The organism is Pantoea sp. X-Soil-ISGK-275 (assembly GCF_059730795.1).
In genome coordinates, this window is record NZ_AP035976.1 from 3,490,369 (window position 1) to 3,504,438 (window position 14,070).

The 14,070-nt window shown below is 52.9% G+C and carries 11 protein-coding genes; 5 read left to right on the forward strand and 6 right to left on the reverse strand.

Features of this window, described 5'->3' with window-relative positions; genetic code table 11:
- Nucleotides 1-87 precede the first annotated feature (87 nt).
- The 4 genes from AC6I8A_RS16165 to AC6I8A_RS16180 form a co-directional block, all read right to left on the reverse strand.
- Nucleotides 88-954 carry a helix-turn-helix domain-containing protein gene (locus AC6I8A_RS16165; protein WP_436333179.1) on the reverse strand — a complete coding sequence of 289 codons (867 nt, stop codon included), beginning with the start codon at nucleotides 952-954 and terminating at the stop codon, nucleotides 88-90.
- A 222-nt stretch (nucleotides 955-1,176) separates the two neighbouring features.
- Nucleotides 1,177-1,344: a DUF2474 domain-containing protein gene (locus AC6I8A_RS16170; protein ID WP_101761885.1), complete on the reverse strand. Its 168-nt coding sequence runs from the start codon at nucleotides 1,342-1,344 to the stop codon at nucleotides 1,177-1,179.
- Between the two features lies 1 nt (nucleotide 1,345).
- A complete protein-coding gene (gene cydB / locus AC6I8A_RS16175) occupies nucleotides 1,346-2,350 on the reverse strand; it encodes a cytochrome d ubiquinol oxidase subunit II (protein WP_293794398.1) in 1,005 nt (334 codons plus the stop codon).
- A 1-nt stretch (nucleotide 2,351) separates the two neighbouring features.
- Nucleotides 2,352-3,773, reverse strand: coding sequence for a cytochrome ubiquinol oxidase subunit I (locus tag AC6I8A_RS16180; RefSeq protein ID WP_101761884.1), 1,422 nt, complete (start codon nucleotides 3,771-3,773; stop codon nucleotides 2,352-2,354).
- A 563-nt stretch (nucleotides 3,774-4,336) separates the two neighbouring features.
- Between AC6I8A_RS16180 and yghX the strand changes: the two genes are divergently transcribed.
- Nucleotides 4,337-5,227: a YghX family hydrolase gene (gene yghX, locus AC6I8A_RS16185; RefSeq protein WP_293794400.1), complete on the forward strand. Its 891-nt coding sequence runs from the start codon at nucleotides 4,337-4,339 to the stop codon at nucleotides 5,225-5,227.
- Nucleotides 5,228-5,259: 32 nt separating this feature from the next.
- Here yghX and AC6I8A_RS16190 read toward each other — a convergent pair whose 3' ends face one another.
- A complete protein-coding gene (locus AC6I8A_RS16190) occupies nucleotides 5,260-5,622 on the reverse strand; it encodes a winged helix-turn-helix transcriptional regulator (RefSeq protein ID WP_256697359.1) in 363 nt (120 codons plus the stop codon).
- A gap of 97 nt (nucleotides 5,623-5,719) precedes the next feature.
- On the opposite strand from AC6I8A_RS16190, the gene AC6I8A_RS16195 reads away from it, so the two are divergent.
- Together AC6I8A_RS16195 and treF are read left to right on the forward strand one after the other, a co-directional pair.
- The gene (locus tag AC6I8A_RS16195) at nucleotides 5,720-6,574 is read left to right on the forward strand and encodes an SDR family oxidoreductase (protein ID WP_265299155.1); all 855 of its coding nucleotides are present in this window, start codon (nucleotides 5,720-5,722) and stop codon (nucleotides 6,572-6,574) included.
- Nucleotides 6,575-6,986: 412 nt separating this feature from the next.
- Entirely contained in the window at nucleotides 6,987-8,645 is a 1,659-nt protein-coding gene (treF, locus tag AC6I8A_RS16200; RefSeq protein WP_052026007.1) for an alpha,alpha-trehalase TreF, read from the forward strand.
- Between the two features lie 122 nt (nucleotides 8,646-8,767).
- Here treF and AC6I8A_RS16205 read toward each other — a convergent pair whose 3' ends face one another.
- Nucleotides 8,768-9,715, reverse strand: coding sequence for a sensor domain-containing diguanylate cyclase (locus AC6I8A_RS16205; RefSeq protein ID WP_256697362.1), 948 nt, complete (start codon nucleotides 9,713-9,715; stop codon nucleotides 8,768-8,770).
- A gap of 311 nt (nucleotides 9,716-10,026) precedes the next feature.
- On the opposite strand from AC6I8A_RS16205, the gene AC6I8A_RS16210 reads away from it, so the two are divergent.
- Nucleotides 10,027-13,299 carry a transporter substrate-binding domain-containing protein gene (locus AC6I8A_RS16210; protein WP_497818775.1) on the forward strand — a complete coding sequence of 1,091 codons (3,273 nt, stop codon included), beginning with the start codon at nucleotides 10,027-10,029 and terminating at the stop codon, nucleotides 13,297-13,299.
- Nucleotides 13,296-14,006 carry a response regulator gene (locus AC6I8A_RS16215; RefSeq protein WP_256697364.1) on the forward strand — a complete coding sequence of 237 codons (711 nt, stop codon included), beginning with the start codon at nucleotides 13,296-13,298 and terminating at the stop codon, nucleotides 14,004-14,006. Before AC6I8A_RS16210 ends, AC6I8A_RS16215 begins: the two co-directional genes overlap by 4 nt.
- Nucleotides 14,007-14,070 lie beyond the last annotated feature (64 nt).

A 14,070-nucleotide genomic window follows, 5' to 3' on the forward strand; every position in this document is an offset into this window, starting at 1 on the left:
AGGTTTCGATGGAGAATTTTACGCCAATTACCGCCTTGAGTTTATAAAATCGTGCGGTTTGTCACGGTTTACCGCACGAATTATGCATTACATATCCGCCACCGGAATATAGAAGGTGCCCTGCAACAGATCAGGCGTACTGTATTTCAGATCCAGCTTGAGCAAATCTTTGCCCGCACGGCGTGCTACGCCCAGCGCTGGCAAGTGGTTGTAGTAAATCTCCGCGGTGAACGCGTTGATCTCTTCCGGCGCGCCATGCCAGTCAATCTCCGCATACAAACCACTTTCTCCGGTCCAGTTCTGCACATTGCGCGGCAGCACATCGGCGTACTGACTTTCCAGCGCCTGGAACAGGCTGATGTGCTGCTGATCGGCGGAATGTAGGCCCGGACTGAACTGGAAGCCCAGCCAGCCGCGATTCACGTGCTGACCCGCAAAAGCGATGAAATCACGCGTGTGCTGCGCCACCACATGGTTATGGTGATCGATGTATTCGCCGAAGCGGCATTCCCACTCAATCACTTCACCACACAGCTGAATTTCCGGCTTCTGCGCCAGACGCGCATTGACCCACTCGCGCTGCGTGGAGATGCGGCTGTGGAAATCCTTCATCAGCATCTCTGGAATGCGGCGATAGGCACCCGGCGTCATCGAGAAGTGACTTTTAAACACGCGGGTAAAATTCTGCTGATTATCAAAGCCAAAGCGCACCGCAATGTCGATCAGCGGCATGCTGGTCAAACGCAGCGCCATCGCCGCCATGGTCAGACGACGTTTGCGCGTGTAGGACGCCAGCGTTTGCCCGGTCATCTCTTTGAACATGCGCTGCATGTGCCATTTGGAGTAACCGGATTTCAGGGTAATCAGATCGATGTTGAGTTCGTCGGTCAGGTTCGCTTCTATCCAGTCCACCAGATCGTTGATGTACTGTTTTTTTACATTCAGGCTGAGCATGATTTTGAGAGTCGAATGAGGTGGTTAACGTCATGAATTTGCGTTATTCGTCACATAAATATAACAAAAACGTATTACTAACGTAAGGAAGAGTAAACGTACCGAAGCGGGAAAAGCATTAATTGCTTAGGTTACTAACGTTTTTTTGATCGCAGAAAAGAAAAAGGTCGCCATGAATGGCGACCCTACGGTGATATCAATGGGTTCTGTTAATGCGGGGACTCAATGCGAACGCATGCCCGCTGCCGTCATCATCATACGAAACAGTGATGCCACCACACCGAGTGCCAGCACGCTTGCGCCGTAAATGACTACCAGCCACATCACCTGCTTCCACCACGGAATCTTCGTTTCAGAGTGAGTTTTCATGTTGCTGACCTCGGTTTTCATCTCAATGGTATCCTTCGTCGGCTTTGATTTTTCCGCGGAACACGTAGTAACTCCAGAAGGTGTAACCCAGAATGACCGGAATAATCAGCAAGCCGCCCACCAGCATAAACGCCTGGCTGCTCGCTGGAGACGCCGCCTGCCAGATGGTGATGGACGGTGGAATGATGTTCGGCCAGATGCTGATGCCAAGGCCCGAGAAGCCAAGGAAAATCAGCGCCAGTGTCAGGATGAACGGCGAGTAATGCGCTTCACGCTTGATGGCGCGCACAATCCCCCACGAACAGAGCACCACCAGCACCGGAACCGGCAGGAACCAGAACAGGTTCGGACGCGAGAACCAGCGCTGCGCGATATCCGCATGCGTCAGCGGCGTCCAGATACTGATAATGCCCACCACCAGCAGCAGCGTCAGCGTCAGCGGTGTCGCCAGCGCAGACATCTTACGGTGCAGGTCGTGTTCGGTTTTCATGATCAGCCAGGTACAACCCAGTAGCGCATAAGCGATCACCAGACCAACGCCGCAGAACAGCGGGAACGGCGCTAACCAGCTCATCGCTGAACCCGCATATTCACGGCCAATCACCGGGAAACCATTCAGGATGGCGCCCACGGCCACGCCCTGACTGAAGGTGGCCAGCAGTGAACCGGCAATGAATGACTTATCCCAGAACGCACGGTGTTCTAGCGTGGCTTTAAAGCGGAACTCAAAGGCTACACCACGGAAGATCAGGCCAATCAGCATCGCCGTCAAAGGAATCGACAGCGCATCCAGCAGCACCGAATACGCCAGCGGGAACGCGCCATACAGCGCCGCGCCGCCCAGCACCAGCCAGGTTTCGTTGCCATCCCAAACCGGGGCAACGGTATTAACCATCATGTCGCGTTCGATGGGATCTTTATTAAACGGCAACAGCAAGCCAATGCCGAGATCGAAACCATCCATCACGATGTACATCAAGGTGCCAAACACGATGATGGCAAACCAGATAATTGAAAAGTCGATCATCTTAGTGCTCCCCACTCTTTTCGCTATGGGTTTTGGCCGCCGACAACGGACGCGCTGGCGTGTGATGCTGACCCGGACCACCGTGATCAACCTCTTTACCTTCGCCGGTCACCGGACCCTCTTTGATCAGACGCATCATGTAGAGGTAACCGACACCAAACACCGACGAGTAAACCAGAATGAACGCCAGCAGGCTGATGCTCATGTGCATATCGCCATGCGCCGAGACCGCATCAATGGTGCGCTGCACGCCATATACCACCCACGGCTGACGCCCAATCTCGGTGGTAAACCAACCGGCCAGAATGGCGATCAAACCCGATGGACCCATCAGCAGCGTGAACCACAGGAACGGACGCGAGTGATACAAACGGCCTTTGAAACGCAGCCACAAAGACACCACGCCGAGCGTAATCATCAGCAGGCCCAGCGCCACCATCACGCGGAATGACCAGAAGATGATGGTGGAGTTTGGACGGTCCTCTTTCGGGAAGCTCTTCAGCGCAGGAATTTGCTTCTCCAGGCTGTGCGTCAGAATCAGGCTGCCGAGGTACGGGATTTCCAGTGCGTACTTGGTGCGCTCCTGCTCCATATCCGGCACACCGAACAGAATCAGCGGCGTGGCTTCACCCGGCTTGTTTTCCCAGTGTCCTTCAATTGCCGCGATTTTCGCAGGCTGATGCTCAAGGGTGTTCAGGCCGTGCGCATCACCGATCATCGCCTGAATCGGTGCCACGATCAGCGCCATCCACAGCGCCATCGAGAACATCTTACGAATCGCTGGATTGTCGTTACCGCGCAGTAAATGCCATGCGCCCGACGCGCCGACAAAGAAGGCGCTGGCGAGGAAGGCACCCACCGACATGTGGAACAAGCGATAAGGGAACGAAGGGTTGAAGATGATTTTCAACCAATCTTCCGGCACTACGATGCCGTTCTGGATGATGTAGCCCTGCGGCGTATGCATCCAGCTGTTCGACGCCAGAATCCAGAAGGTGGAGAAGATGGTACCGAGCGCGACCATGCAGGTTGCAAAGAAGTGCAAGCCTGGACCGACGCGGTTCCAGCCAAACAGCATCACGCCAAGGAAGCCCGCTTCAAGGAAGAACGCAGTTAACACTTCATAGGTGAGCAGCGGGCCGGTAATACTGCCAGCAAACTGTGAGAAACCACTCCAGTTAGTACCGAACTGGTACGCCATCACCAATCCGGATACCACACCCATGCCGAAGTTAACGGCAAAAGCTTTCGACCAGAAATGGTAGAGATCGCGATAGGTCTCGTTACGGGTTTTCAGCCACATCCCTTCAAGCACCGCCAGGAAACTGGCGAGACCGATGGTGATGGCTGGAAAGATAATATGGAAGGAAACAGTAAATGCGAACTGAATCCTGGCCAGATGAAAGGCGTCTAATCCAAACATTGCTTACCTCATTGCCACAAATTACACCGAATTTTTACTTATAATTAACAAGCAGAGCGCAGCGGTTATTCGCCGTGCTTAAAGAAATGTCGCGCCAATGTAAAAGGAAGTGGTGCGAACAAAAAGATACAGGGGAGTTCGGTAAAACTATAACAGTGTTTTTTGATTTCGATCATTGTTTTCAGCAGAAACTAATACTTTAAAATCACCACGTTAAGGTTAAGCACCCTCACTCATTGTGACAATATTGTTATTGTTTTTCGCTTATTCTCGCTGTGCTCAGCTGGTAACCACTTCATTTATTTATTTTTTAGTGCAAAGCGAAAAGATGATATTTATGGCGCTTGACTAAAACATGTAAATATTTCCGGACAGCGCGAGGGGATCATAATTGTTAATTAAAAGATAATATTTTTATAATAAAAAGATATATTCCTGCTGATTAATTATGCCGTGATGTAAACGTGGTGACGTTAACCTGCTGCGGCATGGCATTTGCCAGCGGCGACAAGCTGTGCTTTTTTAGAGCAGTAATCAACCAGTTAAACAGCGAAGGAGAGGTTATGGCCCGTCTTACTGCACAGGATTTCCCTCAGGAACTGCTCGAGCTTTACGATTACTACGCCCATGGCAAAATCAGCAAACGCGAATTTATCTCGATGGCGGCGAAATTCACCGTTGCGGGTATGGCGGGCGCAACATTATTGAGCGCCATGAGCCCCAATTATGCGCTGGCGCAGCAGGTGGAATTTACCGATCCGGCGATCAAACCGGAGTACATTCACTATCCGTCACCGCAAGGTCACGGCGAGGTGCGCGGCTATCTGGTACGACCGGCCAATGCATCCGGCAAAGTGCCTGCGGTGGTGGTGGTGCACGAGAATCGTGGCCTCAATCCCTACATCGAAGACGTGGCACGACGGGTAGCGAAAGCCGGTTATATCGCGCTGGCACCGGATGGTTTGAGTTCGCTGGGCGGTTATCCGGGCAATGATGACGAAGGCAAAACGATGCAAGCCAAAGTCGATCCAACCAAGTTGATGAATGACTTTTTCGCCGCGATTGATTTCCTGATGCATCACGAGGAAGGCACCGGCAAAGTGGGCATCACCGGCTTCTGCTACGGCGGTGGCGTAGCGAATGCGGCAGCGGTCGCGTTTCCCGATTTGGCCTGTGCGGTGCCGTTTTATGGCCGTCAGCCTAAAGCCGAAGATGTGCCGCGCATCAAAGCGCCGCTGTTGTTGCACTATGCCGCGCTGGATAAAGGTATCAACGAAGGTTGGCCAGCCTATGAAGAGGCGTTAAAGGCCAATCATAAAGTCTACGAAGGCTACGTTTATCCCGGCGTAAACCATGGCTTCCATAATGATTCGACGCCGCGTTACGACAAAGCCGCCGCCGAATTAGCCTGGAGCCGCACGCTGGGCTGGTTTGAGAAGTATTTGCACGCGTAATGCCGCTGTGGTCGCCATTCATGGCGACCTTCTCAATCCGCCTTCAATATCCGATGTACATTGCTTTCCAGCCAATCTGCCAGCCCGGTCACCTGCCCTTCCACCTCGCGGCCTAACGACGTCAAACGATACTCGACGTGCGGCGGCACCACTTCATAGGCGATGCGCTCAACAAAACCATCCTCTTCCATATAGCGCAGCGTCTGCGCCAGCATGCGTTCGCTAACACCGCCAATCTTGCGACGCAGCTCGCTAAAGCGCAGTGTTTCTTCGCGCAGCGCCAGCAAAATCAGTACGCTCCAGCGGCTGGTAATGCGTTTTAGCACTTCGCGCGACGGGCAGTTTACGTTAAGCAACTCACCGCGCGTAAATTTTTCACTCATCTTTTCAGACATTTAACTCATTCACCTCAAACTAACAAATCTGTAAGTACTTACTAAAAGTTAGTTTATCGCTTAGGCTGTTTTCATACCAGTTCAAAAGGAGAACAAGATGATTGCGATTACAGGTGCCACCGGTCAACTGGGCCGTTTGGTGATTGACGCGTTACTGAAAAAAGTGCCGGCTAGCGAAATCATTGCAGCGGTGCGTTCGCCGGAGAAAGCAGCCGATCTGCAAGCATTGGGCGTGACGCTGCGTGCGGCGGATTACGGCAAACCGGAAACGCTGCACAGCGCGTTTGCTGGCGTTGATAAACTGCTGCTGATCTCCTCCAGTGAAGTCGGCCAGCGTGAAGCGCAGCACAAGGCGGTGATCGAGGCGGCAAAAGCCGCCGGCGTCGGCTTTATCGCTTACACCAGCTTGCTGCATGCCGATACATCGCCGTTGGGATTAGGCGTTGAGCATCGTGCGACTGAAGCGCAGCTGAAAGCTTCCGGCATTCCGTTCGCGCTGCTGCGTAACGGCTGGTACACCGAAAACTACGCGGCGAGTATTGCGCCAGCGCTGGCGCATCATGCCTTTATTGGTGCGGTCGGTGAAGGTCGTATTGCTTCGGCGGCGCGCGCTGACTATGCGGCGGCGGCAGCCGAAGTGATCAGCCGTGACGATCAGGCTGGCAAAGTGTATGAACTGGCTGGCGATGACAGCTACACGCTGGCGCAGTTCAGCGCCGAGATTGCCAAACAGTCTGGCGAGCAAGTGGATTACATCAACCTGCCGCAGGCCGAATTTGCCGCAGCGCTGAAAGGTGCCGGTTTGCCGGATGGCTTGTCCGAGATGCTGGCAGATTCAGATGCCGGTGCTGAAAAAGGTGGATTGTTTGATGATAGCCATACGCTGAGCAAACTGATTGGTCGCCCAACCACGCCGTATGCGGAAGTGATTAAGGCGGCGTTGCAGAAGTAAGGTGCGGCCTGATGCCCTCACCCCGGCCCTCTCCCACGGGAGAGGGAGACGCTGCCACATGTTAGCTCGATCGGTTCCCTCTCCCGCCTGCGGGAGAGGGTTAGGGTGAGGGAAATACAGCTCAGTTCCCGCTGCGTATGCCATCAATTGATCAAACCATCCCGCGCTTTTTCGCGCAAATTTTAGCGATTTTCTTAAATACAGATAATTCTGCGTACCTATTTAAACATCTATCTTAAACGCCGCTTTCATTTCCTGAAATATAGTCCGTTGTAATCGCTGAAAAATCGTAAAAACACCGGATCCATCGACATGATTTATTACGTTCATAGATAAATCGCATTGTTGTTTCGCCCGTTCAGAGCTCTATAATTTGTTCTTTACGCATTCAAGAATTTACCAGGAGGCTGCTATTAATACTAACCAACAGCAATATAACGCTTTCGAGGATCGACGCGCTGATGCTGAACTGGAGTATCAATATAATCCTCATGAGTTCGTTCGCGAAGGTATGCAGGATTCGGAGCCGGAACCTGAGCTGATTGAAGGTCTGCCCGCGCCGGATGCGCTGACGCCTGCCGATCGCTACATGGAACTGTTTGAGCAGGTGCAAACATCGCACATATTTGCCGACAGCAAAACGTTCCCGGATTGCGCACCAAAATTCGATCCGCTGGATATTTTAATTCGTTTTCGTCGTCGTAAACGCGCAGCTGATTTTGATCTGGAAGCATTCGTGCATGAACATTTTTATTCACCCCAGGTGAATGAGAGTTTTTATGTTTCCAATCCGGATAAAACCTTAACCGAACATATTGACGATCTGTGGCCGGTGTTAACCAAAATGCCGCAGCAACATTTAGCGCATTCATCGCTGCTGCCGTTGCCGAAACCGTATGTGGTGCCTGGCGGTCGATTCGGAGAAACCTATTACTGGGACTCCTACTTCAGCATGCTCGGTCTCGCCGATGCAGGCCGCGACGATTTGCTGCGTCACATGGCGGATAACTTTGCCTGGCTGATTGATAACTACGGTCACGTGCCGAACGGCAACCGGACTTACTACCTCAGCCGCTCGCAGCCGCCGGTATTTGCGCTGATGGTCGAACTGTTTGAAGAGGATGGCATTCGCGGTGCGAAACGCTATCTCGATCAGTTGATGAAAGAGTACCAGTTCTGGATGGATGGCGCGGGCGAGTTGATGCCGCATCAGGCCTATCGCCACGTGGTGCGCATGCCTGATGGTTCGCTGCTCAACCGTTACTGGGACGATCGCGACACGCCGCGCGATGAGTCGTGGCTGGAAGATATTGAAACCGCGAAGAAATCGGGTCGTCCGGCGAATGAGGTTTACCGCGATCTGCGTGCCGGTGCCGCATCCGGTTGGGATTACTCTTCCCGCTGGCTGCGCGATCCGCAGCGTCTGGCGAGTATCCGCACCACACAATTTATTCCGATCGATCTTAACGCTTTCCTCTACAAGCTGGAGCTGATGATTTCGACGTTGTCCCATGCCAAAGGCGAAGAATTGACGGCGCTGGCGTGGCAGAAAAAAGCCGATGCGCGTAAGCAGGCGATTCACCGCTATCTGTGGGATAACACCGCCGGTGTTTACCGCGATTACGACTGGCGCCGCGAGCGCTTTGGGGCCTTTACCGCCGCAGCAGTGGTTCCGCTGTTCCTTGGTCTCGCCTCACCCGAGCAGGCGCACTTGCAGGCCGTTGCGCTACGTCATCTGCTGTTGACGCAAGGCGGTTTGCTGACCTCGATGGTGGAAAGCGGTGAACAGTGGGATAAACCCAATGCCTGGGCGCCGCTACAATGGATGGCGGTTGTCGGTTTGAATCACTACGGTGAAGAGACGCTGGCGACAGAAATTGCCGTTAACTGGCTGAATACGGTGAACAATTTCTACTCACTGCATCATAAGTTGGTGGAGAAGTATGACATCAGCGGCGATCGCGCCCGTCCGGGTGGCGGTGGTGAATATCCGCTGCAGGACGGCTTCGGCTGGACCAACGGCGTGACGCGCAGATTGATGACCATGTATGGGCATTTGCTGGCGGATTAAGGATGGTGCGGTTTGATGCCCTCACCCTGGCCCTCTCCCACAGGGAGAGGGAAACGCTGCCACATGTAAGCTCGATCTATTCCCTCTCCCGCCTGCGGGAGAGGGTTAGGGTGAGGGCAAAGCTACCCCGCCAACCCGAATCCCTGCTTACCGTTCTTCTTGATCTGATACATCGCCTCATCCGCCCGCATCAGCGCTTCATCGAAGCTGTCGCGTTCCTGCACCTGAGCAATGCCCATCGATGCGCCAATCTGTGCGTGACCGTTATCAATATCAAACGGTGTTAGCGCGGCATCCAGCACCGCCTGCAGCAGAATGCGTACTTTCGGGTAGTCGATCAGGAACGGCATCAGCAGTACAAACTCATCGCCGCCCAAACGACCAATCACCACGTTTGGCGGCAGCACATCGGTGATGCGCTGACTCAGCTGAATCAATACCTCATCCCCGCTGCGATGTCCCAGCGTGTCGTTGACGTGTTTGAAGTTATCGAGATCGATAAACGCCACGCATAGCGGCCCCAGCGCTTTCATCTTGCTGTACTGCGTGTGCAGCGCATGGCGGTTGGTCAGTCCGGTAAGCGGATCGTGATGCGCCAGCGATGAGAGCTGCGCTTCATACTGCTTCTCTTTGGTCATGTCGATGTGCGTGCCAGTGACTTTGATCGGATTGCCCGCTTCGTCCCATTCGGTGACGCGTCCGCGATCCAACACCCATTTGATGCTGTCGTCCTTGCCCAGCATACGGTGCAGCGCTTCGTAGTAAGGCGCGCGCCCTTCGATGTGATCGTAAAAGGCTTTCAGCACTTCGTCTGCGTCATCCGGATGCAAGCGATCGCGCCATACATCGAACTGGGCTTTGGTCTCTTTCGGCTGGAAACCCAGCATCGCGCCCCAGCGACGGTTAAAAATCACCAGTTTGCCGCTGGGAATATGCAATTGCCACAAACATAAACCGGTTCCATCCAGCGCTGCACTCAGCTTATTACGCGCGTCATGCGCTATACGCTTTAATCGCGCATTATGCTTTTTCAGGTTCTGAATCTGCTGACGCAGCGCTTCTTCTGACATGGTCGGCTGAAGGAGAGGAAATAAGCGCTATTTTGCCTGCCGGGAAATTTCTGTAAATAAAACAAATGAAAAGCCGATTAGCAGCGGTAAATTGGAGAAATTTCAGGAGTTACGTCGAAAGTTTCCAGTGAAAACAGCTGACTAAACTTACTTAAGTGCCAGCCTTAACTAAGCCCCCGCCTACAGACGTAAGAATTTTCCTAAATACCATTTAATAACTGTTTAGTTTCGTGCCGCTGTGAGGAGTCAACTGGCGCATCAAAGCACCGCCAGAAGGCCGCACCGCCGCACGGCAGTGCCTGACTGCAACAATGAAAACTGAGAATCAACTCGTGGGCAAACGCATTCTAAGCATGATGTTTCTGTTGGGGTTTTGCCTGTCGGCATGGAGTGCCACCACTCTAAAATTCACGCCGCGTTATGGACTGGTTTCCCCCGAAGTGACTTTGGATGTTGAAAGCCATCGCTGGCTACAACGCCATCCAGTGCTGCGCGTTGGCGTGTGGAGCCACACGTTACCCCCCTACTCGGTTGAATTCGAAGAAAATACCTTTGAAGGTTTATCCGCCGATTATCTGGCTATCATCGCGAAAACGCTGAATCGCCCCGTGGAAGTAAAGCGTTATAAGACCCGTATTGAACTGGTTAACGCGCTCAGTAACAAACAAGTAGATTTAATCCCTTACTATCCGCAGGCCGCCAATCACGAGAGCAAACTGGCGCTGAGTACGCCCTATTCGCTGGCGCAGAGCGTGTTAATCAGCCGTCGCCAGGCAAAATTTGATCGTCAGTTAAACGACCGTCACTATCGCCTGATGTACTACGGTGACGACGAACTCAAGGCGTTGCTGCATAAACGCTATCCCAAAGCGATCCTGGAGCCTGCCTCACCGCCGCTTTGGGCGTATACGGATACCGCATTTAACGAAAACACCGTGTTCTGGAGTAACTCCGCCACACAACGCTATCTGTCACAGCGCGGCTTGCAGAACATCATTGAAGGGCATAGTACGCCTTACATTAATGATGTCGATGCACGCTTTGCCACCCGCGCCGATAACTCATCGCTCATTGATGCCATCAATGAAATCCTCAAAAACATTCCTCTGCGCAACGCCGTACAGATCGCCGAAGCGTGGGGGCTGGATTATCAGTCGGTGGTGAAAAACCATCCGCTGGATCTTACTGAAGCGGAAGCCAACTGGTTGGAGCAGCACCGCGATATCACGGTGCATTACGATCCTACACATCTGCCTTTCACTTTTCTGGATGGCAAACAGCGCGTCGCCGGATTAAGCGTTGATCTACTAAATCTTATCTCGCAGCGCACCGGGATCCGCTTTCATTACAATGAGATACACAGATTAAGTGCCATGCGTGATGCGCTGGTGAGTCAACGTAATTCTCTGATTGTCGTGAGTGACGGCGCGTCAAAACAGAATCCTCAGATTCAATACACGCGTTCATACCTCTATTCGCCGTGGGTGGTGATGACGCGCAGCGACAGTAACTGGCGCAGTTTCGATGAGATGGCGGGCAAGCGTATTGGCATCTACGAGCGCTCATACTATCGCTTCGATTTACGCCGTCGCTGGCCTGAAATCGATTTTAATGAAAATGCCGTTTCTATTGATTCACTCGGACAGCTGCAGGATAAGCAGGTTGATGGCTTTATCGTGCCCTATGAATCCGCGCAGTATTTGCTGAATAACCACTTCAACGATCGCTTCAAAGTGGCTTTTGTCGCGCCGTTGCCGATGTTTCGCATGGCGATAGCAACCAACGTTGCTGATGAACATCTGAACGCGATCCTGAATAAAGCGTTATCCGATATTCCCCAGCCCACCATGCAGTCGCTGATGGAACGCTGGATCAAGTACACGCCGCCCGCCACCAGCACGTCCTGGCAGAGCTATCGCAGTTACGTGCTACGTATTATCGGCGTGGCTGGCATATGCCTGTTGTTCTTCTTATGGCGTAATCATTTACTGAAGTCGTCACTATCGAAGCAGCGTCAGCATGAGCGCGAAATAAGCAGCCAGCTGCATTACATCGAAACGCTACTGGAGGATGTGCGTAAAGCCAAGCGCGCGGCGCTGCGCTCAAGCGAGGCCAAAAGTACTTTCCTTTCACATATGAGCCACGAAATTCGCACGCCGCTGGCGGCGCTGATTGGCCTGCTGGAAATCGAACACCTGGGTCAAAGCGACGAACCGCAGCGCCAGAAGAATATCGATTTGGCGTGGGAATCCTCACGCTCGTTACTCTCGCTGGTAGGCGATATTCTCGACCTGGCAAAAATCGAATCCGGTCATTTCAGCATTCGTCATGTACCGATGTCGCTGAGTGACGTGGTGCACGATACCGAAGCACTGTTCCGTCAGGTAGCACATAACAAAGGGCTATCGCTCAATGTGATGCTGGAAATTGATCAGGACTGCGTGCTGTTTGATCCGGTGGCGTTAAAGCAAATTCTCGCCAATTTAGTGAGTAACGCCATCAAGTTCACCGCTCAGGGTGAAGTCGAGGTGGCGTTGTATCAGGCCGATCCCAGTAAGCCCGAATACGTATTGGAAGTGTGTGACAGCGGCATTGGCCTGACGCCTGAACAGCAGAAAGCCATTTTCGACCCCTTTATTCAGGTTGAACAAAGTACTAATCGCGTTAGCGGCACCGGGCTAGGTCTCAATATTTGTCGCCGTTTGGCGGTGATGTTGGGAACCGAACTGCACGTTGAGAGCGAGCCCGATGCCGGCAGCGTATTTATGCTGCGCTTCACTGCCCAACCTGCCGCTGTGCTGGAGACCGAAAGCCAGCATCAGCCGCTGGAGGAGCTGGCACAGATTTCGTTACGCATGCTCATTGTTGACGATAACGCCACCAATCGTCTGTTGCTTGCACAGCAATTGCGCTATGCCGGACACCACGTTCTGGTGGCTGATGGTGGTGAAACGGCGCTGACGCTGTGGCGAGAACACGAGATTGATCGTGTCATTACCGATTGCAATATGCCCGGCATGGATGGCTTCGAATTTACCCGCCAGCTTCGCATCGAAGAGAAATTACTCAATCGCCGCGCAGTACCGATTTATGGCCTGACGGCGATGGCGGAAGAGCGTGTCGCGCAGCTTGCCACACAAGCAGGTATGGATGGTTGTCTGTTTAAACCGCTGGAGCGCACGCAGCTGCTTAAAGTGTTAACCGGAGCGCCAACCAACCAGATACGTTCTGACACGTTACTCACGCTGGAAAACCTGGCCGCCAACGATCCGCAAGCCTGGTGCGATCTGGTGGCAACAGCCCGACAGCAAAATGCACGCGATCTGGCTCAGTTGCAGCAGGCTGTAGCGGAGACGAATTTCGCCAGCGCGCGCCATGCGGCACATCAACTGCTGGGCAGCGCAAAATTGCTGCGCGCCGAGGCATTACAACGCAGTTGCCTTGCGGCGGAGCAAGCTGCAGAGCAACAAGATGGTGCATGCTTAGCGCAACAATTGCCAGGCGTGATCGCTGCTGTCGCTGAATTGGAAAAACTGTTCCAGAACGCACTCGAAAATACCCCCATTAATGAGGTGAACCCATGAAAGATAGCGCCATTTGGCAAGTTGCCGTATTAGATGATCACCCGCTGATTGGTAAAGCGATTCAGTATCGATTAGCGCAAGAGCCCGAGTTGGCGTTGGTCGGCGCTTTCGCGCAGCGCCAACAGTTGATGACTTTCCTGCAGCGCAATGCTGTGGATGTGTTAGTGCTGGATTACATCCTCGGCGATGATGAACTGGATGGCTTACAGATGGTGAAACAGCTGCGAATGCGCTATCCGCAACTTAAAATCCTCATCTCTTCCGCTGTCGAAAAACCGGCGATTGTGCAGCTGTTGTTGAAAGCCGGTGTGCAGGGTTTTGTTGGTAAAAGCGAAGATCAGGAAGTGTTGATCAAAGCGCTACATCAGGTGTGCCGCAACAAACTTTTCCTCACGGCAGACATGCTGCTGGAGATGGACAAATTCAAGGAAAGCGACAAAGAGATGCACGATTATCTGCTGCCACGAGAGATGGGCGATGACATTACGCTGTTACTGCGCGAATTGAGCCCTCGCGAGATCGAAGTGATTCGCTGCTATCTGGATGGATTAAGCATCACGCAAATCGCCGGCAAATATGCACGCAGTCGTAAAACCATCAGCGGGCAAAAACAGACAGCCTTGCGCAAATTGGGTCTGCGATCCGATCTTGAATTATTTAAATACAAAGAGCATTTCAGCGGAATTGTGCTGAACCATAATGCTTAAATTGTGTTCTGTGACGCGGATCAAGGCTTATTCGCCGCATCACACTGTCATGATGTTTACTAGA